24 protein-coding genes and 1 riboswitch are annotated in these 25,681 nt (G+C 70.0%); of the genes, 13 read left to right on the forward strand and 11 right to left on the reverse strand.

Translation table 11 applies throughout. The annotated features are described in order from the left end of the window. Positions 1 to 121: 121 nt before the first annotated feature. Positions 122 to 706, forward strand: coding sequence for a CGNR zinc finger domain-containing protein (locus tag ASC99_RS00650; RefSeq protein WP_057226982.1), 585 nt, complete (start codon positions 122 to 124; stop codon positions 704 to 706). Between the two features lie 43 nt (positions 707 to 749). Here the strand turns inward: ASC99_RS00650 and sodX are convergent, their stop codons facing one another. Further along, positions 750 to 1,112 carry a nickel-type superoxide dismutase maturation protease gene (gene sodX, locus ASC99_RS00655; protein ID WP_063856946.1) on the reverse strand — a complete coding sequence of 121 codons (363 nt, stop codon included), beginning with the start codon at positions 1,110 to 1,112 and terminating at the stop codon, positions 750 to 752. 83 nt (positions 1,113 to 1,195) lie between these two features. Between sodX and sodN the strand changes: the two genes are divergently transcribed. The 4 genes from sodN (at position 1,196) to ASC99_RS00675 (ending at position 3,971) form a co-directional block, all read left to right on the forward strand. Further along, positions 1,196 to 1,591 carry a superoxide dismutase, Ni gene (sodN, locus tag ASC99_RS00660; RefSeq protein ID WP_057226984.1) on the forward strand — a complete coding sequence of 132 codons (396 nt, stop codon included), beginning with the start codon at positions 1,196 to 1,198 and terminating at the stop codon, positions 1,589 to 1,591. A 97-nt stretch (positions 1,592 to 1,688) separates the two neighbouring features. Then, the gene (locus ASC99_RS00665; protein WP_057226986.1) at positions 1,689 to 2,165 is read left to right on the forward strand and encodes a GNAT family N-acetyltransferase; all 477 of its coding nucleotides are present in this window, start codon (positions 1,689 to 1,691) and stop codon (positions 2,163 to 2,165) included. Between the two features lie 248 nt (positions 2,166 to 2,413). Continuing rightward, positions 2,414 to 2,827: an anti-sigma regulatory factor gene (locus tag ASC99_RS00670; protein ID WP_057226987.1), complete on the forward strand. Its 414-nt coding sequence runs from the start codon at positions 2,414 to 2,416 to the stop codon at positions 2,825 to 2,827. 271 nt (positions 2,828 to 3,098) lie between these two features. Next, positions 3,099 to 3,971, forward strand: a complete 873-nt coding sequence (locus ASC99_RS00675; protein WP_063856958.1) for an RNA polymerase sigma factor SigF — start codon at positions 3,099 to 3,101, stop codon at positions 3,969 to 3,971. Positions 3,972 to 4,043: 72 nt separating this feature from the next. On the opposite strand, the gene ASC99_RS00680 is transcribed toward ASC99_RS00675, so the two are convergent. After that, positions 4,044 to 4,460 carry a hypothetical protein gene (locus tag ASC99_RS00680; RefSeq protein WP_057226989.1) on the reverse strand — a complete coding sequence of 139 codons (417 nt, stop codon included), beginning with the start codon at positions 4,458 to 4,460 and terminating at the stop codon, positions 4,044 to 4,046. 51 nt (positions 4,461 to 4,511) lie between these two features. On the opposite strand from ASC99_RS00680, the gene ASC99_RS00685 reads away from it, so the two are divergent. Both ASC99_RS00685 and ASC99_RS00690 read left to right on the forward strand, forming a co-directional pair. Further along, the gene (locus ASC99_RS00685; protein WP_057226990.1) at positions 4,512 to 5,480 is read left to right on the forward strand and encodes a diacylglycerol kinase family protein; all 969 of its coding nucleotides are present in this window, start codon (positions 4,512 to 4,514) and stop codon (positions 5,478 to 5,480) included. A 350-nt stretch (positions 5,481 to 5,830) separates the two neighbouring features. Continuing rightward, positions 5,831 to 6,082 (forward strand): WhiB family transcriptional regulator, encoded by a 252-nt coding sequence (locus ASC99_RS00690; RefSeq protein ID WP_014138019.1) that lies wholly within the window; start codon positions 5,831 to 5,833, stop codon positions 6,080 to 6,082. A 268-nt stretch (positions 6,083 to 6,350) separates the two neighbouring features. On the opposite strand, the gene ASC99_RS00695 is transcribed toward ASC99_RS00690, so the two are convergent. The 7 genes from ASC99_RS00695 to ASC99_RS00725 form a co-directional block, all read right to left on the reverse strand. Further along, the gene (locus ASC99_RS00695) at positions 6,351 to 7,871 is read right to left on the reverse strand and encodes a sensor histidine kinase (RefSeq protein ID WP_235502754.1); all 1,521 of its coding nucleotides are present in this window, start codon (positions 7,869 to 7,871) and stop codon (positions 6,351 to 6,353) included. A gap of 475 nt (positions 7,872 to 8,346) precedes the next feature. Next, positions 8,347 to 9,405, reverse strand: coding sequence for an SIS domain-containing protein (locus ASC99_RS00700; protein ID WP_057226992.1), 1,059 nt, complete (start codon positions 9,403 to 9,405; stop codon positions 8,347 to 8,349). A gap of 129 nt (positions 9,406 to 9,534) precedes the next feature. Next, positions 9,535 to 10,848 (reverse strand): extracellular solute-binding protein, encoded by a 1,314-nt coding sequence (locus tag ASC99_RS00705; protein ID WP_057226993.1) that lies wholly within the window; start codon positions 10,846 to 10,848, stop codon positions 9,535 to 9,537. A 365-nt stretch (positions 10,849 to 11,213) separates the two neighbouring features. Next, positions 11,214 to 12,737 (reverse strand): glycoside hydrolase family 3 protein, encoded by a 1,524-nt coding sequence (locus ASC99_RS00710; RefSeq protein WP_057226995.1) that lies wholly within the window; start codon positions 12,735 to 12,737, stop codon positions 11,214 to 11,216. 7 nt (positions 12,738 to 12,744) lie between these two features. After that, positions 12,745 to 13,653 carry a carbohydrate ABC transporter permease gene (locus tag ASC99_RS00715; RefSeq protein WP_082597976.1) on the reverse strand — a complete coding sequence of 303 codons (909 nt, stop codon included), beginning with the start codon at positions 13,651 to 13,653 and terminating at the stop codon, positions 12,745 to 12,747. A gap of 2 nt (positions 13,654 to 13,655) precedes the next feature. Next, the gene (locus ASC99_RS00720) at positions 13,656 to 14,651 is read right to left on the reverse strand and encodes a carbohydrate ABC transporter permease (RefSeq protein WP_057226997.1); all 996 of its coding nucleotides are present in this window, start codon (positions 14,649 to 14,651) and stop codon (positions 13,656 to 13,658) included. Between the two features lie 102 nt (positions 14,652 to 14,753). Further along, the gene (locus tag ASC99_RS00725; RefSeq protein ID WP_057226999.1) at positions 14,754 to 16,040 is read right to left on the reverse strand and encodes an extracellular solute-binding protein; all 1,287 of its coding nucleotides are present in this window, start codon (positions 16,038 to 16,040) and stop codon (positions 14,754 to 14,756) included. A gap of 333 nt (positions 16,041 to 16,373) precedes the next feature. Here ASC99_RS00725 and ASC99_RS00730 point away from each other — a divergent pair, with 333 nt between their 5' ends. The 4 genes from ASC99_RS00730 (at position 16,374) to ASC99_RS00745 (ending at position 20,103) form a co-directional block, all read left to right on the forward strand. Continuing rightward, positions 16,374 to 17,168, forward strand: a complete 795-nt coding sequence (locus ASC99_RS00730; RefSeq protein ID WP_057227001.1) for a GntR family transcriptional regulator — start codon at positions 16,374 to 16,376, stop codon at positions 17,166 to 17,168. A 176-nt stretch (positions 17,169 to 17,344) separates the two neighbouring features. After that, positions 17,345 to 17,614, forward strand: a complete 270-nt coding sequence (locus ASC99_RS00735; protein ID WP_057227003.1) for a DUF3311 domain-containing protein — start codon at positions 17,345 to 17,347, stop codon at positions 17,612 to 17,614. Beyond that, positions 17,611 to 19,242, forward strand: coding sequence for a monocarboxylate uptake permease MctP (gene mctP / locus ASC99_RS00740; protein WP_057227005.1), 1,632 nt, complete (start codon positions 17,611 to 17,613; stop codon positions 19,240 to 19,242). Before ASC99_RS00735 ends, mctP begins: the two co-directional genes overlap by 4 nt. Before the next feature lie 114 nt (positions 19,243 to 19,356). Then, entirely contained in the window at positions 19,357 to 20,103 is a 747-nt protein-coding gene (locus ASC99_RS00745) for a histidine phosphatase family protein (protein ID WP_082597977.1), read from the forward strand. Here ASC99_RS00745 and ASC99_RS00750 read toward each other — a convergent pair. After that, positions 20,100 to 21,041: a helix-turn-helix domain-containing protein gene (locus ASC99_RS00750; RefSeq protein ID WP_057227007.1), complete on the reverse strand. Its 942-nt coding sequence runs from the start codon at positions 21,039 to 21,041 to the stop codon at positions 20,100 to 20,102. The genes ASC99_RS00745 and ASC99_RS00750 overlap by 4 nt on opposite strands. A gap of 309 nt (positions 21,042 to 21,350) precedes the next feature. Between ASC99_RS00750 and ASC99_RS00755 the strand changes: the two genes are divergently transcribed. Continuing rightward, positions 21,351 to 21,845, forward strand: a complete 495-nt coding sequence (locus ASC99_RS00755) for a GNAT family N-acetyltransferase (RefSeq protein WP_057227009.1) — start codon at positions 21,351 to 21,353, stop codon at positions 21,843 to 21,845. A gap of 22 nt (positions 21,846 to 21,867) precedes the next feature. Here the strand turns inward: ASC99_RS00755 and ASC99_RS00760 are convergent, their stop codons facing one another. Beyond that, positions 21,868 to 22,779 (reverse strand): hypothetical protein, encoded by a 912-nt coding sequence (locus ASC99_RS00760; RefSeq protein ID WP_057227011.1) that lies wholly within the window; start codon positions 22,777 to 22,779, stop codon positions 21,868 to 21,870. 146 nt (positions 22,780 to 22,925) lie between these two features. Beyond that, a riboswitch (cobalamin riboswitch) is annotated at positions 22,926 to 23,087 on the forward strand. A 157-nt stretch (positions 23,088 to 23,244) separates the two neighbouring features. Between ASC99_RS00760 and ASC99_RS00765 the strand changes: the two genes are divergently transcribed. Beyond that, positions 23,245 to 25,677: a ribonucleoside-diphosphate reductase subunit alpha gene (locus ASC99_RS00765; protein ID WP_057227013.1), complete on the forward strand. Its 2,433-nt coding sequence runs from the start codon at positions 23,245 to 23,247 to the stop codon at positions 25,675 to 25,677. The last annotated feature ends 4 nt before the right edge of the window (positions 25,678 to 25,681 follow it).

Consider the following 25,681-nt stretch of genomic DNA (forward strand, 5'->3'; position numbering starts at 1 on the left):
CCCCCGCGCTTCACCGCGCAGGCGCCCGTACGATCCCCGGATCGCACGGGCGCCTGCCGCGTTTCCGCCGAAGGTAATACCCTGGGGGCAGCTCACCCGTTACGCCCCTGGAAGGACCCCCGTGGAGCTCGCCGCATACGCCAACTTCGCCGTTCGGCTGGTGAACAGCGAGGAGCCCGAGCGAGGCACCGACTCGCTCACCTCGGTCGAGGCGGTGCGGGCGCTGTTCGGGCCCTCGGGCCGGGCCGCCGGGCTGGCCGACGAGGCCGACCTGCCCCGACTGCGGGCGGTCAGGACCAGGCTGCGCGGCGTGTTCGAGGCCGCCGCCGAGGGCGACGAGGTCCGTGGCGTCGACCTGCTGAACAGCCTGATGATCGAGTACCCGGTCAGCCCGCTGGTCTCCGGGCACGACTACCTGGACGACGCCGGCCGGCCGCGCTGGCACCTGCACCTGGCCGACAACGCCCCCACCGCCGCCGCCAACTTCACCGCGGTCGCCTGCATGGGCCTGGCCATCCACCTCACCGAGCTGGGCGCCGACCGGCTCGGCATCTGCCAGGCCGCCCCCTGCCGGAACGCCTACCTGGACACCTCCACCAACCGCTCCCGCCGCTACTGCTCCGACCGCTGTGCCACCCGCGCCAACGTCGCGGCCTACCGCGCCCGCAAGCGCGAGGAGGCCCGCCGGGCGGCTGCCGCGGCCTGACCCGGCTGACCCGGCTGACCCGGCTGACCCGGCTGACCGACCGTCACAGCTCCAGGTCGATCGGGCGGTACGGGCCGAGCCGCCCCTGCCGGGGCCACAGTCTGCACACGACCTGACCGAGCACCAACTCCTCGGCCACCGGCCCGTACTCGCGGCTGTCGCTGCGCACACCCTGGTTGTCGGAGAGCATCCACCACCCGGCCGGACGCCGCTCGGCCGCCCGCTTGAGCACCAGCAGCTCCGGCCGGCGGGGATGCCGGAACAGCGCCACCGCCTCCGGCCGCAGCCGCCCCCCGTACCGGACCAGCACCCGATCGCCGTCGCGCAGCCTCGGCCGCATCGAGGGCCCGGCCACCGTGACCACCCCGAACGGCAGCAGCCCACCGCCCTGCTGTCGCCCCGTCACCCCGACTCCCCCCTCCGCACACCCAAACCAACTCTCTGAGGGTAATCTCAGGCGCGGGAAGACGATCTAAGGAAGGACTCCCAATGCGTCTGTTTGCTTCGCGCGTCACCGCGCACGCTCACTGCGACCTGCCCTGCGGCGTGTACGACCCGGCCCAGGCCCGCATCGAGGCCGAGTCGGTGAAGGCCACTCAGGAGAAGTACCAGGCCAACGAGGACCCGGTCTTCCGGGCCCGGGCCATCGTCATCAAGGAGGAGCGGGCCGAGCTGGTCAAGCACCACCTCTCGGTGCTGCACACCGACTACTTCAAGGCCCCGCACTTCGAGAAGTACCCGCAGCTGCACGTGCTGTTCAACAACGCGGGCAAGGCCGCCTCGGCCGCCAAGGCGTCCACCGACCCGGCTTCCGGCCAGGCGCTGCTCGACCTGATCGCCGAGATCGACAGCATCTTCTGGGAGACCAAGAAGGCCGCTGCCTGATCCCGGAGCCCACGCTCCTGTGCCCGGCCGCTCCCCGAGCGGCCGGGCACGCGTGCTTCCCCGCCGGTTCGACGGGGCGCCCGAGTAGGCTCGCCGTATGATCCGCACCGCCGAAGCCAGCGACGTCCCCCTGATCCTCGACCTGATCCGCGAGCTCGCGGACTACGAGAAGGCCCCGCAGGAGGCCGTGGCCACTCTGGAACAGCTGAACGAGGTGCTGTTCGGGGCTAACCCGGCCGTCTTCGGTCTGATCGCCGAGGACGACGAGAGCGGCGAGGCGGTCGGCTTCGCGCTCTGGTTCCGGAACTTCTCCACCTGGCGCGGCACCCACGGGGTCTACCTGGAGGACCTGTACGTCCGCCCGAGCGCGCGCGGCGGCGGCCACGGCAAGGCGCTGCTGACCGAGCTGGCCAGGGTCTGCGTGCGCAACGGCTACTCCAGACTGGAGTGGTCGGTGCTGGACTGGAACGAGCCTTCGATCGGTTTCTACCGCTCGCTCGGCGCCGTCCCGATGGACGGCTGGTCGGTCTACCGGCTGACCGACGCGGCCCTGACCGCGCTCGGCTCCGAGTAGCGCACCGCCCACCGGAGTTCGAACAGGTTAGCTCGTTCCCGTGACGACGGTCCTGGATCGCGACAAGCGTCGGTCGATAGCGGTAACGTCACGGGCGGATGCGCGGCGTTCCGACCTCTCCGGTATGGGTATGACCGGTACGTACCGCACCACCCCTCTGGACAGTTGGGGCGAAGCAGTTGAACCGAGCAACAGGAAGTGCCGCGGCTTTCGAGCCGCAAGCACCTTGCGTCACCCAGGAGGTGAGGGTGTCCCAGATCGACGGCGATCCCGGCGTGAAGGACTTCGTCGAAGTCCGGCTGCCCGCGGCAGGGGCGTACCTCTCGGTACTGCGAACGGCGACCGCCGGTCTCGCGGCCCGGTTGGACTTCACCCTGGACGAGATCGAGGACCTTCGGATCGCGGTGGACGAGGCCTGCGCCATCCTGCTCCAGCAGGCGGTCCCGGGCTCCGTACTGACCTGCGAGTTCCGGCTGGTGGGCGACTCGCTGCGGGTCACCGTCGCGGCCCCCACCACGGACGGCCGGGCACCCGAGCGGGACACCTTCGCCTGGACGGTGCTCTCCGCACTGGCCGGCGAGGTGGAGTCCTCGGTGGGTGCCGACAACACGGTGACCATCAGTCTGCACAAGAAGCGCGGCGGAGCACCGGCACCGGTGTGACAGCCGTCGGTGTGAGACCCACCCGCGCAGCCGTACGCCCGGCACCTCACGTGCCGCGCGTACGGCTCCCCCGTACCGCACCGCGGTACACCCCATGTGAAGTGCTCCCGGAACGGAACGGGTGACCGCCGTGAGTGATCTCGACCGCACAGGCGTTGCCGGAAGCCCGGCCGCCACCGCCGACGTGACGCTGCCGCCCCAGGCGGGCGTCACCTCCCCGCACCTTGCCCGAACCGACACCGCCGACGTGCACCCGAAGGACACCCATCGGATGAGCCAGCCGACCGATCCGCCGACCGATCCGTCGCCGACTCCGGAGCAGCAGCCGGCTGCGGCCGGTGCCGAGGAGGTGCGCCCCGCGGTCCCCGTCCAGGTGCACCGCTCAGGCGCGCCGGACCGGGAGGCCGCGCGGGCGCTGTTCGTCAAGCTGGCCGGGCTGCCGGAGGGTTCGCCCGAGCGGGTCGAGCTGCGCAACCAGCTGGTCCGGATGCACATCCCGCTGGTCGAGCACCTGGCCCGGCGGTTCCGCAACCGTGGTGAGCCGCTGGACGACCTGACCCAGGTCGCCACCATCGGCCTGATCAAGTCGGTGGACCGCTTCGACCACGAGCGCGGGGTCGAGTTCTCCACCTACGCGACCCCGACCATCGTCGGTGAGATCAAGCGGCACTTCCGGGACAAGGGCTGGGCGGTCCGGGTGCCCCGCCGCCTCCAGGAACTGCGGCTCTCGCTCACCACGGCGACCAGCGAGCTCTCCCAGCGGCACGGCCGCTCCCCCACCGTGCACGAGCTGGCCGAGCATCTCGGCATCTCCGAGGAGGACGTGCTGGAGGGCCTGGAGTCGGCCAACGCCTACTCCACCCTCTCCCTGGACGTCCCGGACAGCGACGACGAGTCGCCCGCCGTCGCGGACACCCTTGGCTCCACCGACCTGGCGCTGGAGGGCGTCGAGTACCGGGAGTCGCTGAAGCCGCTGCTGGCCCAACTCCCGCCCCGGGAGCAGAAGATCCTGGTGCTCCGGTTCTTCCGGAACATGACCCAGTCGCAGATCGCGGCCGAGGTGGGCATCTCCCAGATGCACGTCTCCCGGCTGCTGGCCCGGACGCTGGCCCAGCTCCGGGAGAAGCTGCTGGTCGAGGAGTAGGAACGACCACGGCCCGGTCCGGGCGCCCCGCTTCGACGGGGTATCCGGACCGGGCCGTGCTGTCTCCGCCAGCTAGTCGGCGGTGGTCCCGTAGAGCGCCTCGGTCACCTTCGGGGTCAGCAGCGAGCCGATCCCGACCAGGCCGAGCAGCCCGACGGCCACCCCGGCGGCCTGCATCGCGCCGCCGTTCTGCCACATGTAGTAGGCCACCGGCAGGCAGATCGAGTTGGTCAGCACCGCCGGGCTGCGCCCCCACCGGCGCGCCTTGAGCAGCGCGCGCCCCGCAAGGATCGGAAGCGCCCCCATCAGCAACAGGATCACGCCGCCGAGCTCGCTGCGGCCCTGCGCCGGGGCGTCCCAGAGGAAGCCGGCCACGATGTCGTAGAGGCCCCAGCCGGCCAGCGCAGTGCCCTGCAGCGCGGTGATGGCGGCACCGACGAGCAGCGCGGTGGGCCGGGCAGGGCTTGGGGTGATGGATTCTGCGGTCACTCCAGCAGGGTAGCCGCCGTGCTTGGATCACCGACCCGTAGGCTGAGCGCCATGCGCGCTCTCCTGGTCGTGAACCCGAAGGCGACCACCACGAGTGGACGCACCCGCGACGTGCTGACCCACGCCCTGCGCAGTGACCTGGCCCTGGAAGTCGCGCACACCGAGTACCGCGGCCACGCCCGTGACCTGGCCCGTGACGCGGCCGAGCGGGGTCTCGACCTGGTGGTCTCGCTCGGCGGCGACGGCACGGTGAACGAGATCGTCAACGGGCTGCTCACGCACGGCCCGTCCGACCGGGTGCCCCGGCTGGCCGTCGTCCCCGGCGGCTCGACCAACGTGTTCGCCCGCACCCTCGGCCTGCCGAACGACCCGGTGGAGGCGACCGGCGCACTTCTGGACGCCTTGGAGCACCGGCGCGAGCGGGCGGTCAGCCTGGGCAAGGCGATGACCGAGGGCCTGCCGGACCGCTGGTTCACCTTCACGGCCGGCCTGGGCTTCGACGCGGGGGTGGTCGGCCGGGTGGAGGCCCAGCGCCGGGCCGGGCGGAAGTCCACCCACGGGCTCTACGTGAGCCAGGCCCTCCGGCACTACGTGACAGAGCGTGAGCACCGCAGAAACGGCCCCATCACCCTGGAGCTGAACGGCCAGGAATCCGTGCCGGGACTGGTGCTGGCGATAATCTCCAACACCTCGCCGTGGACCTTTCTGGGCAACCGGCCGGTCTTCCCGTCCCCCTCCGCGTCCTTCGACAGCGACCTCGACATCTTCGGCATCACTCGAATGACCGCGTTCGGCACGGCTCGAACGGTGCGTCAGATTCTGCGTTCGCACATGCCTGCGGACAGTGCCACAGGGCCGGTCGGCCCTACCGGGAAGCACCTCGTCTCCTATCACGACGTCCGGCACTTCACCTTGGTTTCCCAGGAACCGGCCCCGTTTCAGGTCGATGGGGACCACCTTGGAGACAGGAGTCGCGTCAGTTTCACAGGCGTTCGGCGGGCACTGCGTGTGATTGTGTGACCAGAAGGGCCCCTTACCCTTCTTCTCGAACGCACAAGCCCCCTTCACCCCATAGAAGTACGGGCTGTGAGCTAGGCGACACCGAAGAATCAAAAATTCCTAGCCGAAGGGGGTTGTATCCGAGCCCGAGGTTTGCGAACCTCTACATGGCGATCGGGACACGTCGCAGCGGGACATACCGCGACAGTTCCCTTGATCCGCCCGAACCCCACTTCTGCACAGACCACCCGGGCCTCATGGGCCTTTGGTCCCTTTTGCTGTTGCGGGATTCGTGAAAGCGTTCACATTCACAAGCCACCACGATTGCGTCGGCCGGACCACAGTCCGCCGACCGGAGGAGTTGGACGAACATGGACTGGCGCCACCGCGCTGTCTGTCGCGAAGAGGACCCGGAGCTGTTCTTCCCGATCGGGAACACCGGTCCTGCTCTGCTGCAGATCGAGGAAGCCAAGGCCGTGTGCCGCCGCTGCCCCGTCATGGAGCAGTGCCTGCAGTGGGCACTGGAGACCGGCCAGGACGCCGGCGTCTGGGGCGGCATGAGCGAGGACGAGCGTCGTGCGATGAAGCGCCGCGCCGCCCGCAACCGGGCCCGCACCGCCTGACATTCCGTCAGCACCGCCTGATCAACACATGATCAAGGGCTTGGCCGCACTTTCGGCCGAGCCTTCCACGGCACGGACACTTGATAGTGTTCACTGAGAGCAATACCGTGGAGCTGTGACGCTCACCGTGTGCAACACGTGAGGCGAGCGTCGAGCAACACCACAGAGCCCCCGTTCCGGCCGACTCCCCCCGACGGCCGGAACGGGTTGAGAGGCCCTGTCGACCCACCCCCCCGGTCGACAGGGCCTCGTTGCTTTCCTCCCGCGCCTACGGGACGGGGATCTCCAGGACCACCTTGGTGCCGCCCTCGGGGTTGGCCACCATGTCGAAGCTACCGCCGAGTTCGTTGGTGGCCAGGGTCCGGACGATCTGCAGACCCAGGTTGCCCGCCGTCTGCGGGTCGAAGCCCTCCGGCATGCCCTTGCCGTTGTCCTGCACCGTGATCAGCAGGTACTCCTCCGGCTTGGCACCGCCGTTCCAGCTCTCCGACCAGCCCGTACCGGTGGCGGGCGCGCGCCCGCGCAGGGCGCTGACCTCGACGTTTCCGCCGTCCTTCGGGCCGAAGGCGTGCTCCAGCGCGTTCTGCAGCACCTCGGTCAGCACCATCGCCAGCGGGGTGGCCACCTCGGCCGACAGGATGCCGAAGCTGCCGGTCCGCCGAGTGGCGACCTTGCCGTCCTGGGACAGCTCCATCACCATCGCCAGCACCCGGTCGGCGATCTCGTCGAAGGCGACCCGCTCGTCCAGGGTCTGCGAGAGCGTCTCGTGCACGATCGCGATCGAGCCGACCCGGCGGACCGCCTCGTCCAGCGCGGCCCGGCCGGTCTCCGAGTCCATCCGGCGGGCCTGCAGCCGGAGCAGCGCCGCTACCGTCTGCAGGTTGTTCTTCACCCGGTGGTGGATCTCCCGGATGGTCGCGTCCTTGGTCATCAACTCACGGTCACGACGGCGCAGTTCGGTGACGTCCCGGGCCAGCACCAGCGAACCGGTCAGGACCCCCTTGGGCTTCAGCGGGATCGCCCGCAGGGTCACCACCCCGCCCTGCGCCTCCACCTCGGTCTGCCGGGGCGCCCAGCCGCTGGCCAGCTTGACCAGCGCCTCGTGCACCGCGGCCCGCGCCGGGGGCGCCAACTCGGCGGTGGTGCGGCCGAGGTGACTGCCCACCAGATCGGTACTGAGCCCGATCCGGTGGTACGCCGAGAGCGCGTTCGGGCTGGCGTAGGTGACGACGCCGTCCGCGTCGAGCCTGATCAGCCCGTCGCCGACCCGGGGTGCCGCATCCATGTCGGTCTGCTCGACCCCGTGGTACGGGAACGTTCCTGCGGCGATCATCTGGGCCAGGTCGGAGGCGCTCTGCAGGTACGTGAGCTCCAGCCGGCTCGGGGTCCGGACGGTGAGCAGGTTGGTGTTCCTGGCGATCACCCCGAGCACCTTGCCCTCGCGCCGGACCGGGATCGACTCGACCCGGACCGGCACCTCCTCCCGCCACTCCGGATCACCCTCCCGGACGATCCGCCCCTCGTCGTAAGCGGCGTCCAGCAGCGGGCGGCGGCCGCGCGGCACCAGGTGGCCGACCATGTCGTCCTGGTACGACGTAGGGCCCGTGTTGGGCCGCATCTGGGCCACCGAGACGTACCGGATGCCGTCCCAGGTGGGGATCCACAGCACCAGGTCGGCGAAGGACAGGTCGGAGAGCAGCTGCCACTCCGAGACCAGCATGTGCAGCCAATCCACATCGGCACCGGTCAGGGTGGTGTGGCGGCGGACGAGTTCGTTCAGCGAGGGCACAGGGCGAGGGTATCCGCAGCAGGCCCCGGACTGCTTCTCCACTGTGGCCCGGACCAATCTCGGAAGCTCTCTGGACAAGCCGGATTGGTCTAGTCCACAATGAAAGAGCACCAAGGAGCCGCCCCCCGCGCAACTGCCCTGACCGCGCGAGGCAGCTCCTCGGTCGGACGCCCCACACCCCGTCGGCCCCGCACAGCCGACGGCCGGTAGAGGCGCCCGACGACAGCTCCGGGCTGCGGTGCCGCACAGGCTGAGGGTCCTGTGTCGGCGCCGTGGCCCGTAGTGCTTTCCCCGCTGCGCTCAGCCTCTTGCAGGCGCTCAGCCATGCACCACCAGGGGCTCGGGGAACTGCGACGCCGACCTGTGGAGCGTTGCACCTGCGTAGATGGTCAGGCACTTTCGCAGTGACCCCGGCGCCAGATCTCCTCGCAGTTCCCCGAGCCCCTGGCGTGTGCCATCTTGCCCGACCGCGAAATCAGTGCGTCTCGGTGATCTTGGCGAGGGCGCGAGGTGCGTCCGGGTCCTGGCCGCGGGCGATGGCGACCTCGTAGGCGAGTTGCTGGAGCGGCAGGATCTCCAGGACGGGCTGGATCTCCTCGGGAACCCCGGGCGGCAGCGCGAAGCCCGCGGAGGCGGCGTCCACCTGCTCCTGCTGCCCGATCACCACCAGGTCCGCACCGCGCCCCCGCAGCCGGTCCAGCACCGGCTGGAGGGCCTCCCCGCCCTTGCCGTCCGGCACCACCGCGATCACCGGCGAGACGTTGTCGACCATCGCCAGCGGCCCGTGCAGCAGATCCGCCCCGGAGAACGGCGAGGCCGGGATGTAGGTGGTCTCCATCAGCTTGAGCGCGGCCTCCCGCGCGGTCGGGTAGCCGTAGCCGCGCGAGGTGAGCACCAGCCGCTGGGCGAACCGGTACCGCTCGGCCAGCGCCTTGACCTCGGCCTGCCGTCCGAGCACCTCCTCGGCCAGCTCGGGCAGCACCTCGGCGGCCGAGCCGTCCCCGCCGCGCAGGCCCTCGACCAGCAGGTAGAGGGCGAGCAGCTCGGCGGTGTAGGTCTTGGTGGCGGGCAGTGCCTTCTCCGGACCGGCCAGCAGGTCGATGTGGAACTCGGAGACCTCGGCCAGCGGCGAGTCGGCGTTGTTGGTGACCGACAGGGTGGTCGCGCCGGCCTCCCGGGCGGCCTTGGTCGAGGCCACCAGGTCGGGTGAGCCGCCGGACTGGCTGACCGTGACCACCAGCACGTCGGTCAGGTCGGGCCTGGCCCCGTACGCGGTGGTGGTGGACATCGAGGTGAGACCGGCCGGCTTGCCGAGCAGGATCTCGATCAGGTACTTGGCGTAGAGCGCCGCGTTGTCCGAGGTGCCGCGTGCGGTCAGCAGCACGAAGCGCGGCTTGCGGGCGGCGATCCCGGCGGCGACCTCACGGATCTTCGGGCCGCCCTGGTCGAGGATGCGCCGCAGGACGGCGGGCTGCTCGGCCATCTCCGCCGCCATGATCCGGCCGGGGGCGGGCGGGTTCTGCGGGTCGGTCATCTGACGGTGCCTCCGCTCGGGACGGTCGCTCTCCATCCGTGATGCTACGAGCGCGGCCGCCCCCGGGCACCCCGCGGTGCGCCGTCCGAGCGGGACGGCGCACCGCGGCGCCGGGGAGTGGACGGAGCGTCAGGACGGATTGTTGATCAACTCGTCGATCTTCGCGTCGGCCTCCTGGGTGGCCTGGTCGACCGACTTCCCCTTGAGGATCTCGTTCAGCAGGTTCACCAGGACGTTCTGCTTCTCGATCGCGCCCCAGCCGGGGGCGATCGGGGTGAACCAGGCGTCGGGTACCGCGTTCGCCGCGGCGGCGGTGGCGGGCTTGGACTTCAGCGGGCTGAGCTGGGTCAGGTTGTTCGGCAGGGTGTCCTTGTCGACCAGCACCTGCTGCGACTTTGCGCTGGTGAACATCCGGATCCAGTCCTTGGCCGCCTCCTGGGACTGCGACTTGGCGGTCACCGCGAGGTCGGAGCCGCCGATGAAGGAGGGCAGCGGCTTGCCGTTCGGGCCCGGCATACCGGCCACTTTGAGGACGTCCTTGAGCTTGGGGTCGCCGCCGACCGGCGCGGTGGCGACGGAGGTCTCCCAGCCGTTGCCGTAGAGCATCGCGGTCTTCGAACGGCCCAGCACGGTGGCCTGGTTGAGCTCGTTCACAGCCAGGTCACCCTTGTTGTACGTCTTCACCAGGTCGACGAAGTGCTGGATGCCCTGCTGGGACTTGGCGTCGTGCAGCGTGCCGTGCCACTTGCCGGCGCTGTCGAACCGGGCGATGCTGCCGCCGTACGCGGTCACGTAGGACATCGCGGCGTACCAGTACGGGCCCGGGAGGTAGAGCGCGGAGTAGCTCTTGTCGCCCTTGTGCTTGGCTGCCACCTTGTCGAGCGCGGCGCGCAGCTCGTCCTCGTTCTTCGGGAACTCGGCGCTGCCGGTGGCCTCCTGGAAGGCCGCGGCGTTGTAGAGGCCGACCCGGGCGCCCGCGTAGTACGGCACGCAGTAGAGCTTGTCCTGGTACTTGCAGGTGTTGACCAGGCCCTGGATCCAGCTGTCCGAATTCTCGAAGCCGGCCTTGTCGACCGGTGCCAGCGAACCGTTCAGGATGTACTTCATGGTCTCGGTGTTGCCGAGTTCGACCACGTCGGGCGCCGAGCCGCCGGCCAGTGCCGCGTCCAGCTTGGCGATCTTGTCGGCCCAGGTCTGGTAGCTGAGTTTGAGGTCGACCTTCGGGTACTTCGCCGCGAATTCGTCATTGACCTGCTGGACCAGTTCGGGCCAGTTCGCCTGGGCCTCGTTCATCAGCCAGATGGTGACCGAGCCGGTGAGCGTCTTCGGGTCGGTGGTGCTCGGACCGCTGCCCGCGCTGCCGGGGCCGGCGCTGCCCCCGCAGGCCGCTGTGCTGGCGAGCAGTGCCGCGACGCCGAACGTCGCTATGAGCCGACGGTTCACGCCATCCTCCCGGTTGCTTGGTCCGGTCCAACTGTGGTTTAGACCGGATTGCTGGAGACTGGCCTAGACCAAAGCTGGTGTCAACGATTCGCGTGCATCAAGTGCCGGACGTTGCAGACCCGTTGTGAGTTGTGTGCGCCCTGTGGCCGTTCCGGCACTAAGGGTTCTGTTAAGGCTCTCTTAAGCTCTGCTTGAGAGAGCATCGTCATTTCCGGTCCGGAATTGTTCGAGTCCGGAAAATGCCGGGACATGACATGACTGGCGCACCGTCATTCAGCTGCAGCGGGACGGAATTGACCCCGGAAAACCCGGAAGCCCACCTGCCGGCGCAGGTGGGCTTCCGGGTTGCTCGGAGCGTGCTCGGCCTACTGGCCGGTGAGCACCTCGACGGCGGCGAGCCCGAGGACCCGTGCGGCCCCGTGGGTGGCGATGTACAGGGCTCCGGCGGGCGCGGCCTGCGGGACCCCCATCTCGACCACGGCGCCGTCCGGACGGGCCGTCAGGACCCGCTCCAGGACTGCCGTCATCCACTCGTAGCGGTGCGCGTCACGGACCACCAGGACCAGGCTGCGGCCCTCGGCCTCGGCCAGCAGCCGGGCCACCGTGGCGTCCAGCGTCCCGGGGGCGGCCTCCGCCGAGTCGACCTTGGCCGTCCGGGTGCCCGGGAACCGGGCCGCCAGCAGGCCGGAGAGGCCCCAGGGGGTGTCGTCGCCGACCGCGAAGTTGGGCTGGTCGGAGAGCGAGACCACGTACGGGCGCTCGGTCACCGGTGGGAAGGCCCGGCCCGGGGCGCGGACCACGCGCAGCGCGCGGCGGGCGGCCCGCAGGCCGATCGCCAGGTCCGGCTCGCCCAGCTGGGCCTGCGACTCGATCCGGGCCCAGCTGCCGAGGGTGCGGACCCGCTGGGCCGCGTCGGCCAGCCGCTCCGCCGGGAGCGCGCCGGAGCGGACGCCCTCGACGATGGCGTCCCGGAGCTCCAGGACGGTCTCCTCCTCGGTGGAGCCGCCGCCGACACAGATCGCGTCGGCACCGGCGGCCAGCGCCATCACGGTGCCCGGGCCCATGCCGTAGGTGTCCGCGATGGCGCCCATCTCGATGCCGTCGGTGACGATCAGGCCCTGGTAGCCCAGCTGATCCCGGAGCAGGTCGGTGAGCACCGCGCGGCTGAGCGTCGCGGGCAGCTTCGGGTCCAGCACCGGGACCATGATGTGAGCGGTCATCACGGCCTTGGCGCCGGCCTCGATCGCCGCCAGGAACGGCACCAGGTCGCGCGAGCGGAGCAGGTCGACGTCCACGTCCACCATCGGCAGGCCGAGGTGCGAGTCGACCGCGGTGTCGCCGTGGCCGGGGAAGTGCTTGGCGCAGGCGGCGACGCCGACCTGCTGCAGGCCCTCCACCCAGGCGGCGGTGTGCCGGGCGCACAGCTCGGGGTCGGCGCCGAACGAGCGGACGCCGATCACCGGGTTGCGCGGGTTGGAGTTGACGTCCGCCGCGGGCGCCCAGTTGTAGTTGATGCCGCAGGTGGCCAGCGCCCGGCCGAGCTCGCGGGCCACGTCCCGGGTGAGCGTGGTGTCGTCCACCGCGCCGAGCGCGAGGTTGCCCGGCCAGGAGGAGCCGGAGCCGACCTCCAGGCGGGTGACGTCGCCGCCCTCCTCGTCGATCGCGATCAGCAGGTCGGGGTTCTCCGAACGCAGCTCGGCGGTGAGCGCCGCCAGCTGCTCCGGGTTCACCACGTTGCGGGCGAACAGCGCGACCGACCCGAGCCCGGCGGCCAGGTGACGGCGGACCCACTCCGGCATGGTGGTGCCGACGAACCCGGGCTGAAGGACCGTCAGCGCATCGCGGTGCAGCTGGTCGCTGTCGGTCACGGCGGGGGTGAGGATGCTCATGATCGGGTCATCCCTTCACGGCACCGGCGGTGAGACCGGAGGCGATACGGCGCTGGACGAGCAGGAAGAAGATCACCACGGGGATGGCCATCATCGTGGAGCCGGCCATCATCGGCGCGTACTCGGTGCCACGCGTCGTGGTGAAGTTGCCGAGCCACACGGTCGCGGTGGTGTTGGTCTGGCTGAGCAGCTGCAGGGCGTACAGGTACTCGTTCCAGGCCTGGATGAAGCCGTAGATCGCGGTGGCCACCATGCCGGGCGCGAGCAGCGGGAAGACCACCCGGACGAACGCCCCGGTCCTGGTGCAGCCGTCGACCATGGCCGACTCCTCGAGCTCCTTCGGGATGTTCACGATGAAGCCGCGCAGGGTCCACACCGTGAACGGCAGCACGAAGGTGAGGTAGGTCAGGATGATGCCGGAGAGCTTGTTGTACTGGCCCAGGTCGTTCAGCAGCAGGAAGACCGGGATGATCATCGCGACCAGCGGGACCATCTGCACCGTCAGGATGCCGACGATGACCACCTTGCGGCCGCGGAACGCGAACCGGGAGATCGCCAGCGCGGCCAGCAGGCCGACCACCAGGCCGATCGCCACCGTGGTGCCCGCGATGATCAGGCTGCGGAACACCGGACCCCAGAAGTCGGAGACCTCGAGCGCGCGCTTGAAGTTGTCCAGCGTGATCGGGAACGGCAGGAACTTCGGGTCGTTCGAGATCGCGTACTTGTCGGGCTTCAGCGCGGTGTTGACCATCCAGTACACCGGGAAGCCGAGGATCGCGGCGACCGCGACACCGATCAGGTTGTAGAGGCTGCGGCCCTTCGGGCGCGGTGCCTTGGCCTTGATCTTCGGAGCGGGAGCGGCCTTCGCCGGCAGCTCGGTCACGGCGGTCTCGCGAGGTGCGGCCGAGTCGGTCATCGTCACTCCACCTCTCCAATCTTCAGCATCTGGCGCATGTAGACGGCGATCACGCCGAGCAGCAGCAGAACGGTCAGCAGGGCGATGGCCGAACCCATGGAGTAGTCGTTCACCACGAACGCCTTGTCGTACGAGTACGTGGTGAGCAACTGGTACTCGGGCTCGGGGTGGCCGCCGCGCATCAGGAAGACCTGGGCGAAGACACCCATGTCCCAGATCACCGAGAGGGTGGCCAGCATGACGATGATCGGCTTCAGCACCGGGATGGTGACGTAGCGGAAGACCTTGAAGGCGCCGGCCCCGTCCATCCGGGCCGCCTCCTCCAGCTCCTTGGGGACCTGGGTCAGACCGGCGTGCAGGGTGATCGCCACGAACGGGACCGCACCCCAGACCACCAGCACCATGATGATGGCGAAGCCCTGGGTGGAGTCGATGAACCAGTTGTGCCGGTCGAAGTCCAGACCGACCTTGGTCAGCAGCCAGTTGATGACGCCGTAGTCGGTGTCGAACATCCACTTGAAGACGGTGACGGCGACCACGATCGGCATCGCCCAGCTCGCCACCAGGGCGATGTTCATCAGCGTCTTCACCCAGCTGGAGACCCGGATCAGCAGCATCGCGATCAACAGGCCCAGCACCATGGTGAAGGCCACGGCACCGAGGGTGAAGATGATGGTGCGGACGACCACGTCCCAGAAGACGCTGTCGCTCAGCACCGCGGAGAAGTTGTCGAAGCCGAGCCACTCGGTGGGCTGGAAGCCCCACAGCTGGGACTGGCCGAAGTTCTGGAACGACAGCGTGGCCAGGCGGACCAGCGGGTAGCCGAGCACCACGGCCAGCACGACCATGGTCGGCGCCAGCAGCAGCCACGGGGTGGCTGTGCCGGACAGCCGGTTGCCCAGCGAACGGCGGGGCGCTCTGCCTGGAGCGGGGGCTGCCGCAGATGATGAGGGCCGCTGCGGCGGCACCTTCGCGGTGGATGTGTCGGCACTCATCACGTGCTCCTCAGCTACGCCTGGCGCTTGCATACTTCAGGGGCCTCACGACCGGGGCCCGCCGGCCCCCTCTCACAGCGAGGGGGCCGACGGGCTGACGGTTGATCAGGCCTTGTTGATCACGGCGTCGATGGCGGTGTCGGCGGCCTTGGCGGCCTCCTCGACCGTCTTCTTGCCCTGGGCGATGTCCTGCAGGGCGTTCTGCAGGATGTTCGCCTTCTCGACCTGCAGCCAGCCCGGCGCGGTCGGGACGAACCAGCTGATCTCGGCCGCGGTCGCGGTGGGCGCGGTCTTCGGGTCCGCCTTGAGCGGGGCCAGCTGGGTCTTGTTGTTCGGCAGGTTGCCCGCCTTGATCAGGACTTCCTGGGCCTTGGTGTTGGTGAAGGCGTTGATCCACTCGGAAGCGGCGGTCTTGGCCTTCGACTTCACCGGCACGGCGAGGTCCGAACCACCGAGGAAGGTGGAGAGGTTCTTGCCGGACGGGCCGGGCATCACGAAGGACACGAGGTTGTCCTTGAGCGTGCCACCGGTCTTGTCGAACTTCGGGTCGGCGGCGGAGCCACCCTCCCAGCCCGAGCCGTAGATCATGTTGGAGCTGCCCAGGCCGTAGACGATGTAGCGGTCCGCGTCGTCCTTGGTCAGGTCACCCTTCATGTACTTGCCGAGGGCGTCCTTCCAGGCGGTCAGGCCCTTGATGGACTCCGGGGTGGAGAGCGAGGCCTTCCACTTGTCGCCGTCCTGCTTGGCGATCGAGCCGCCCGCGTCGGTGACGAAGGACATCGCGGTGTACCAGTCACGCGACGGCTGGTACCAGGCCGAGAACTTGTCGCCCTGCTTGGCCTGGATCTTGTCCAGGGCAGCGGTCAGGTCGGCGTAGGTGGTCGGCACGGCGGTGACGCCGGCGCCCGCGGCGATGTCCTTGCGCCAGGTGGCCACGCGGGCACCGGCGTAGTAGGGGACACCGTAGGTCTTGCCGTTGTAGGTGGCGGAGGCCTTGAGGCCGTCCAGCCACGCACTGCTGTTCTCGAACTTCGCGGTGTCCAGCGGGGCCAGCGCACCCTTGATCATGTAGGGCAGCATCTCCGTGTTGCCCATCTCGACCACGTCCGGCACGGCGTCGGTGGCAAGAACGGAGTCGAGCTTGGTGTTCTTGTCCTTCCAGCCGTAGTACTCGTGGTTGATCTTGATGCCCGGGTACTTGGCGGTGATGGCGTCGTCCGCCGACTTCACCAGGTCCGGCCAGTTCTGCTGGGCGTCGACGGTCAGCCACACGGTGAGGGCGGTGGGGGCGGCCTCCTTCGCGTCACCGCCGCTCTTCGCGTCCGAACCACAAGCGGCAAGACCGACGACCATTGCTGCGACGCCGACCGCCGCGATGAGCTGACGCTTCACGCCATCCTCCTGAGGGATGCCCGGGTTGCCCCCACCTGGGCAGCGACGTACCGACATATATCGGTGGAAAGCCTGTCGCGAACCCTTGGAACGGGGTTGGGAAATTCATGTTTGGTCTGCAGTGGTGTAGACCAGATGCCTGGAGCTTGGCCTAGACCAATGGGTGTGTCAACGGCTCCAGAACCAATCAGGACCACCCGTTATCAAGCCGACACCGCTCATCGTTCATCGCGTGATGAGGGCCCCGTTCACGGCTCATACGTGCAACGATGTGTGCCGTTAACGATGAAGCGGGGCCCCGGAAGGCTTCGCGAGCACCGGGAGATGCGGCGGATGAGCAGCGACGGGGGCACCACTGCCCAGGTGAACCACCCCCAGGCCAAGAACCTGCCGACACAGAGCGCGGCCGACCCGACCGCCCGTGTGCCTAAGTACTACGGACTGAAGCGCCACCTGCTCCAGCTCACCGAGACCCAGCCGGCCGGCACTCCGGTGCCGCCGGAGCGGGCGCTGGCCGCCCAGTTCGACACCTCCCGGACCACCGTCCGGCAGGCGTTGCAGGAGCTGGTGGTCGAGGGCCGGCTGGAGCGGATCCAGGGCAAGGGCACCTTCGTGGCCAAGCCCAAGGTCGCCCAGGCGCTCCAACTCACCTCCTACACCGAGGACATGAGGGCGCAGGGCCTGGAGCCCACCTCCCGGCTGATCGAGGTCGGCTACATCACCGCCGACGACCGGCTGGCCCCGCTGCTGGACATCAAGCCCGGCGGCCGGGTGCTCCGGATCGAGCGGCTGCGGCTCGCCAACGGCGACCCGATGGCGATCGAGGTCGCGCACCTCTCCGCCAAGCGCTTCCCCGCGCTGCGCCGCAACCTGGTCAAGCACAACTCCCTCTACACCGCGCTGCGCGAGGTGTACGGGGTGACCGTGGCGGAGGCCGAGGAGACCATCGAGACCACGCTGGCCAACCCGCGCGAGGCCGGGCTGCTCGGCTCCGACCTCGGGCTGCCGATGCTCCAGCTCTCCCGGCACTCCTTCGACGCCGACGACACACCGGTCGAGTGGGTCCGCTCGATCTACCGGGGCGACCGCTACAAGTTCATCACCCGCCTGCAGCGGCCCGCCTCCTGACGAGGCGATAGTCCGCTATCCGGGAAGTTCTGCACGGAGTAGTGACACAGGTCACCAGGTGACCTAGATTTCGCTGCCGTAGTGACAAGTCGATCACCACGGGTGCTGCTCGGCGGACGCACGATCCTGTGCGTTGCGGCGCGTTGAGGTGAGCCCTCACCAGCGGAGCCGTTCACATGTCGTCAGAAACCCCGGCCGGAGCGCAGCTCCCGGTGGTCACCCCCGCGCGGGTGCTCGCCGGGCTGAGTCTGCTGCTCCCGGTCGTCGCGATGCTCTGGGTGTCCTCGTACACCAAGGCCACCCCCGAACTGGGCGGACTGCCCTTCTTCTACTGGTACCAGCTGGCCTGGGTGCCGGCCTCGGCGATCTTCACGGTGGCGGCGTACCTGCTGCTGCGCCGGGACGAGCAGGCCCGCAAGGCCGCGGCGGGCGGTGCGTCCGCATGAGCCACTCCGGCGTCAACTGGACCGCGCTGACGGTCTTCCTGGTGTTCTTCGTCCTGGTCACCGTGATGGGCTTCCTGGCCTCGCGCTGGCGCCGGGCGGACAACGCCCAGCACCTGGACGAGTGGGGCCTCGGCGGCCGCAGCTTCGGCACCTGGGTCACCTGGTTCCTGCTCGGCGGCGACCTCTACACCGCGTACACCTTCGTCGCCGTCCCGGCCCTGGTCTACGGGGCGGGCGCGGCGGGCTTCTTCGCGGTGCCGTACACGATCATCGCGTACCCGCTGGTCTTCCTCTTCCTGCCGCGCCTGTGGTCGGTCTCCCGGGTGCACGGCTACGTCACCCCGGCCGACTTCGTCCGCGGGCGGTACGGCTCCAGGCCGCTCGCGCTGGTGGTCGCGCTCACCGGCATCCTGGCCACCATGCCGTACATCGCGCTCCAACTGGTCGGCATCCAGGCCGTGCTGGACGTGCTCGGGGTCGGCGGCAGCGCGGACAGCAACTGGTTCGTCAAGGACCTGCCGCTGTTCCTGGCCTTCGCGGTGCTGGCCGCCTACACCTACTCCTCCGGCCTGCGGGCCCCGGCGCTGATCGCCTTCGTCAAGGACACCCTGGTGTACCTGGTGATCATCGTCGCGGTGATCTACATCCCGATGCGGCTCGGCGGCTACGGCGCGATCTTCGACTCGGCCGCGCAGAAGTTCAGCGCCCCGGGCTCCAAGGGGTCGCTGATCACCGGTCCGAAGGCGCAGTGGGGGTACGCCACGCTGGCGTTCGGCTCGGCGCTGGCGCTCTTCATGTACCCGCACTCGGTGACCGGCGTACTGGCCTCCAGGTCCCGCAACACGGTGCGCCGGAACATGGCCATCATGCCCGCGTACTCGCTGATGCTCGGTCTGCTCGCGCTGCTCGGCTTCATGGCCATCGCGGCCGGTGTCGGCACCGGCGTGAAGGGCTTCAACCCGCAGCTCTCGGTGCCCCAGCTGTTCGAGAACATGTTCCCGGACTGGTTCACCGGGGTGGCCTTCGCCGCGATCGGGATCGGCGCGCTGGTGCCCGCCGCGATCATGTCGATCGCCGCGGCCAACCTGTTCACCCGCAACATCTACAAGGAGTTCCTGAAGCCGGCCGCCACCCCGGCGGACGAGACCAAGGTCGCCAAGCTGGCCTCGCTGCTGGTCAAGGTCGGCGCGCTGGCCTTCGTGCTGCTGATGGACAAGCAGTTCGCAATCAACCTCCAGCTGCTCGGCGGGATCTGGATCCTGCAGACCTTCGTGTCGATCGTCGGCGGCCTGTTCACCCGGTGGTTCCACCGCTGGGCACTGCTGGCCGGCTGGGCGGTCGGCATGACCTACGGCACCTGGAAGGCGTACGGGGTCTCCTCGGCCGCCACCAAGCACTTCGGCGGCAGCTCGGCCGAGATCCCCGGCATCGGCGAGATCGGCTACATCGGCCTGACCGCCTTCGTGCTCAACGTGCTGGTCACCGTGGTGCTCACGCTGGTCCTGCGGGCCGCCAAGGTGGCCGACAGCGTCGACGAGACCAGCCGGTCCGACTACACGGCCGAGGCCCCGCCCCGGCCGAAGGCGGCCGACGCCCCGGAGGCTCCGGAGCCTGTCGCGGCGCACTGATTCACCCGGGCGCATCGGCCCGTACCGCGCGCGCCCTGTGATCGCGCCGTCCTCCCGGTCAACACTGGAAGGACGGCGCGATCATTCGTATGACCGGACCACGGGGAGAAGAACATGGCGGAACCCAGCAGTAACGTCCTGAACGGCCACCGCAGCACCGTCGGCACCCCGGCGGCCCAGCCCTCGGTGCTGATCGCCACCAGACACGGCGAGAGCATCGCCAACGTCGAGTTCCAGCTCGCCACCGAGACCGGCGCGCTGACCGTCCCGATCACCTGCCGGGACGCCGACATCCCGCTCTCGCTGCACGGCCAGGCCCAGGCCCAGGCCCTCGGCCGCTGGTGGGCCGCGCTCCCCCCGGCCGACCGGCCGCGCTCGGTCTGGTGCTCGCCCTACGTGCGGACCACCGAGACGGCCCGGATCGCGCTCGCCCAGGCGAGCGGGCTCGGGGCGGTGCCGGTCGGTCTGACCGTCCGCTACGACGACCGGCTGCGGGACCGGGAGTTGGGCGTGCTGGAGATGCTCACCAAGGCCGCGATCGAGAAGGAGCACCCGGGTGAGGCGGCCCGCCGGCGCAAGATGGGCGAGCTCTACTACCGCCCGCCGGGCGGCGAATCGTTTCTGGACGTCGCGCTGCGGGTGCGGAGCCTGCTCCGGGACCTCCGCGAGGAGGAGGAAGGCCGGCCGGTGCTGGTGGTCGCGCACGACTGCCCGGTGCTGATGATCCGTTACGTCCTCGACCGGTTGAGCGAATCCCAGCTGCTCGATCTCCCCCCGGTCGCCAACTGCTCCACCAGCCTCTGGCGCAACCGGGCCGGCTCGCTCCGCCCGGATTCGTGGAACCGCACCGACCACCTCTAGCCGAAGGTGCGGCGGTAGGCCTGCGGGGTGGTGCCGAGCCAGCGGGTGAAGTGGTGGCGGAGGGTCGCCGCGTTGCCGAAGCCGCAGGAGGCCGCGACCATCTCGACCGGCTCGTTGGTGCCCTCCAGCAGGCGCTGGGCCTGGAGCAGGCGCTGGTTGGTGAGCCAGCGGTGCGGGGTGGTGCCGGTCTCCTGCTGGAACCGGCGGGCGAAGGTGCGCGGCGACATGTGGGCCCGGGCGGCGAGCTGCTCCACCGTCAGCTCCTGGTGCAGGTGCCGGCGGAGCCAGTCGAGCAGGCCGCCGAGCGAGTCCTCGTCGTTCTCCGGCAGCGGCCGGGCGACGAACTGGGCCTGCCCGCCGTCCCGGTGCGGCGCGACCACCATCCGCCGGGCGATCCCACGGGCCACCTCGGCGCCCTGGAGCTTGCGGACCAGGTGCAGGCAGGCGTCGATCCCGGCGGCGGTGCCGGCCGAGGTGATCACCGGGTCCTCGTCCACGTAGAGCACGTCCGGCTCCACCCGGGTGAGCGGGAAGCGGGCGGCCAGCCGGTCGGTGTGCCGCCAGTGGGTGGTGGAGCGGCGGCCGTCCAGCAGCCCGGCGGCGCCGAGCAGGAAGGCGCCGCTGCAGATGGAGAGAACGCGCGCGCCGCGCTCGGCCGCCGCCCGCAGCGCCTCGATCAGCGGCGCCGGGTACTCGTCCCGGATCGTCGTGGCGGCGGCGATCACCAGGTCGGCCCGGGCCAGCCGCTCGGCGCCGTGCTCGACGTCGATGCTGTACCCGGCGTGGGTGCGCAGCTTCCCCGGCCGGTCGGAGGCCACCGCGAAGTCGTAGACCGGCAGGCCGTTGTCGCTCCGGTCGAGGCCGAAGACCTCGCAGGCCAGGCCGAGTTCGAAGGGGTGGACCTCTTCCAGCACCACGGTGACGACGTTCTGCAGCATGCTGCCAGGATGCCCGATGGCAGGATATCGACGCAACAGGTCATTTCTGCCACTCGTCCCGCCGCGCCGACGGCGGGAGAGTGGAGCCATGAACTCCTCCACCCTCGCAAGTGCCCTGGCCCTGCTTGCCGTTGTCGGCTCGTTCGCCCTGCTGGGCGTGCTCGTCGGCCGGGACGTCGAACGCAACTCCCGGCACGGCCGCGACAACTGGCACCACCCCGGCGGCTATCCCTACGAACCCGCTCCCGGCGACCGGCTGCTCGGCGCCCTGCCCGCCGCCTCGGACTCGCGTTCGGGCAGACTGGCAGCATGGACCTCGTCATCCGCCGCGCCGTCGAAGCCGATCTCGAAGCAGTCGGAGCCGTCACCCACGAAGCCTTCGTCGGCGACGGCCACAGCCCGGCCGATGGCCCTTACGCCGCTCAACTCCTTGACGCCCGCCCTCGGTTCGAGCAGGCGGAACTCCTCGTCGCGGTCGATCCGGCCGACGGACGAGTGCTCGGCTGCGTGACCTTCGCGGTCGGCGGCACCGGCTTCGCCGACATCGCCGAGCCGTCCGAGGGTGAGATCCGGATGCTCGCGGTCGGCGGTGCGGCGCGCGGCCGGGGAGCGGGCGAGGCCCTGGTCCGCGCCTCGATCGCCCGCAGCCGGGAGCTCGGCCTGACCGGGATGGCCTTCTCCACCCGCCCGTCGATGACCTCGGCCCACCGGCTCTACGAGCGGCTGGGCTTCCGGCGGGCCCCCGAGCGGGACTGGGACGTCCGCCCCGGGGTGCGCCTGCTGGTCTACACGATGGTGTTCTGACGAGCCGTCCGGCCCGCGGGCGTCAGCCGGCCGGGCTCTCCGAGGCCTTCTTGATGACCCGGTCCGTCAGGGTCTTCTTGGTGAAGTCCGCGAAGGACTTGGCCGCGGCCGTCGAGATCGGGTCGTCCTTCACGTCGGGCTTGAGCGAGCCGGCCACCGTGTAGTACACGTACCGGCCGAGCGAGGCGTGGGTCTCCGGGCAGCCGCCCGAGGTGCAGAAGTTGGCGCCCTTCTCGACCAGCCCCTGGATCGCCCCGACATGCTTGGCCAGCACCGCGTCGGCGCTCTCCTTCTTCTCGAACACCGCGATTCCGACCGTCACCACGCTGCCCTCGGAGACGTAACTGGCGCGCACCAGGCCCCGGCAGGAAGCGCCGACCAGGACCTTGCCCAGACCGCCCGTCGTCGTGCCGCAGGCGGCGTCGCTGTCCATGACCAGTCGGGTCCAGGTCCGGCCGTCGATCGTCCTGGTCTGAACCGGGAAGAGGGCCGCGGCATCGGTCGGCCCCTTGTCGGTGGCCGTACTCGCCAACAGGTCGGCGGCCTTCGGCGATGGGGTGGGCTTCGCGGGGGAGGCCGCCGGCGAGGAGACGGCTGTGGTCGGGCCGGGCTTGGGATCTTCCCCGCGCTTACCCGCGATCACCACGCCGGTGGCGGTCAGGGCGCCGACCACCAGGACGGCGACGACGACGCCACCGATCAGGCGCCGACGGCGCTTGCGGGACTCCTGCTCGTGACGGTCCGCCAGATCGGCCCAGTCCGGCTCGACCGGCCCGCCGAACTGCTGCTGTTGCTGCCACGGAGCCTGCTGCGGCAGATACGTGCCGCCCGGCTGCCCCGGCCCCGGCTGGGGGTACAGAGGCTGCGGGACCGGCTGGCCCGGTATCGGCTGTTCGGGCTGCTGACCGGTCGGCGTACCCGTTCCCTCGCTCATGAGGCGAGATAGTAATCCAAAGCGCCGACGCAGGGCCGATCGGTGACAGTTTTGTGCCCGGGCAGTGTGCGCCGACCGTGTGCCGACCGATCCCCCGGCATCGTCCCCGAACCCGACGAGGAGTCAGCCCGACACACTGCGCGCACAAGATGTGGGGTCACGTCGGCAGGGTGCCACTACATGTATGCTCGCTCTCGCTGTCGAAGCAGGGGAACCCGGTGTGATTCCGGGACTGCCCCGCAGCGGTGAGCGCGCGGCCCAAGGGCCGCCCGTGAGTCCGAGGACCTGCCGACGGCGTGCGACACGGCTTCCCCGCAGACGCCATGCAGCACCGCAGTGACATCCGGGCCTCGCGGGCGGGCCGGGGGGGTATTCGCGCGCGCCGTCAGGTGTTCCGCGCTGCTCCCCTGTGCCCTGACGGTCCGGTAGCCCCTCGCCGACCGCCGCCGCCAGGAGAGAAGCGCCTTGACCATCGCTGCCTCAGTTGCCCTGCCCTCCCAGGGTTCTGCCGACTCCGCTCACACCGACCCTGGTGCTGCGCTGCTTCGGCTGCTCACCGACCGCAGCATCGACCTGCCCCAGGTGGACCCCGGCCACGTCGCGGCCGCTGCGCTGCGCGGCCGGAACGCCAACTCGGACTTCGCCGAGCTGCGCGGACTGGCCGTGGAAGCTGCCGCCTCGATGATCGCCGAGGACCCGCAGTACTCGAAGCTCGCCGCCCGCCTGCTCGCCCTGGAGATCCAGGACGAGGCGATCGGCCAGGGCGCCGTCTCCTTCTCCGCCTCGATCGTGGTCGGCCACACCGAGGGCCTGATCGGCGACGTCACCGCCGCGTTCGTGGCCAAGCACGCCGACGCGTTCGACGCCCTGATCGACCAGCAGGGCGACGACCGCTTCGAGTACTTCGGCCTGCGCACCGTGCAGTCCCGGTACCTGCTGCGCCACCCGATCACCCGCAAGGTGATCGAGACCCCGCAGCACTTCCTGCTCCGGGTCGCGGCCGGTCTCGCGGTCGGCGACACCGAGCAGTCGGTGGCCGAGGTGGCCGAGCTCTACACCCTGATGAGCCGCCTGGAGTACCTGACCTCCTCGCCGACGCTCTTCAACTCCGGCACCAAGCACCCGCAGATGTCCTCCTGCTACCTGCTGGACTCGCCGCTGGACAACCTGGACTCGATCTACAGCCGCTACGCGCAGATCGCCCGGCTCTCCAAGCACGCCGGCGGTATCGGCCTCTCCTACAGCCGGATCCGTTCGCGCGGCAGCCTGATCCGCGGCACCAACGGCAAGTCCAACGGCATCGTCCCGTTCCTGCGCACCCTGGACTCCTCGGTCGCCGCGGTGAACCAGGGCGGCCGCCGCAAGGGCGCCGCCTGCGTGTACCTGGAGACCTGGCACGCCGACATCGAGGAGTTCCTGGAGCTCCGCGACAACACCGGCGAGGAGGCGCGGCGTACGCACAACCTGAACCTCGCGCACTGGATCCCGGACGAGTTCATGCGCCGGGTGAACGCCAACGCCGACTGGTCGCTGTTCTCCCCCGCCGACGTGCCCGAGCTGGTCGACCTCTGGGGCGCCGACTTCGACGCCGCGTACGTCAAGGCCGAGGCCGAGGGCAAGGCCGTCCGCACCATCCCGGCGCAGACCCTGTACGCCCGGATGATGCGCACCCTGGCCACCACCGGCAACGGCTGGATGACCTTCAAGGACGCCTCCAACCGCGCCGCCAACCAGACCGCCGTGCCCGGCCGCACCGTGCACTCCTCGAACCTCTGCACCGAGATCATCGAGGTCACCGACGACTCCGAGACCGCGGTCTGCAACCTCGGCTCGGTCAACCTCGGTGCCCACGTGGCGATCGGCGCCACCGCCGCCGATCTGCTCAACGCGATGGACTGGGACCGGCTGGACGCCACCGTGCGCACCGCCGTGACCTTCCTGGACCGGGTCATCGACATCAACTTCTACCCGACCACCGAGGCCGGCACCTCCAACTCCCGCTGGCGCCCGGTCGGCCTCGGCGTGATGGGCCTTCAGGACGTCTTCTTCCAGCTCCGGCTGGACTTCGACTCCGCCGAGGCCAAGCAGCTCTCCACCCTGATCGCCGAGCGGATCATGCTGGTCGCCTACGAGCGCTCCAGCGAGCTGGCCGTCCAGCTCGGCCGGCACGAGGCGTACGCGGAGACCCGCGCCGCCCGTGGCCAGCTGCACATCGACCACTTCGAGACGGCCCCGCAGTGGGCCGACCGCTGGGACGCGCTGCGCGCCACCATCGCCGAGACCGGCCTGCGCAACTCGCTGCTGCTGGCCATCGCGCCGACCGCGACCATCGCCTCGATCGCCGGCGTGTACGAGTGCATCGAGCCGCAGGTGTCCAACCTGTTCAAGCGCGAGACCCTCTCCGGCGAGTTCCTCCAGGTCAACCCGTACCTGATCCGCGACCTCAAGGAGCTGGGCGTCTGGGACGCGCAGACCCGGGACGCGCTGCGCGAGTCGAACGGTTCGGTGCAGGACCTCAACTGGCTGCCCGCCGAGGTCCGTTCGCTCTACCGCACCGCCTGGGAGCTGCCGCAGCGGGCGCTGATCGACCTGGCCGCCGCCCGGCAGCCGTACATCGACCAGAGCCAGTCGCTGAACCTCTTCATGGCCGCACCGACCATCGGCAAGCTGAGCTCGATGTACGCGTACGCCTGGAAGGTCGGTCTGAAGACCACCTACTACCTGCGCTCGCGCCCGGCCACCCGGATCGCCCAGGCCGCCTCCGGTGCCGCCCGCGCCACCGTCCCGGCGCCGTCCGCCCCCGTCGCGGTGGCCGCTCCGACCACCCTCACTCCGGAGGAGGAGGCAGCGCTCGCCTGCTCCCTGGAGAACCCCGAGTCCTGCGAGGCCTGCCAGTGAGCAC

The sequence above is a fragment of the Kitasatospora sp. Root107 genome (assembly GCF_001424875.1).
In the GTDB taxonomy this organism is placed as follows: Bacteria; Actinomycetota; Actinomycetes; order Streptomycetales; family Streptomycetaceae; genus Kitasatospora.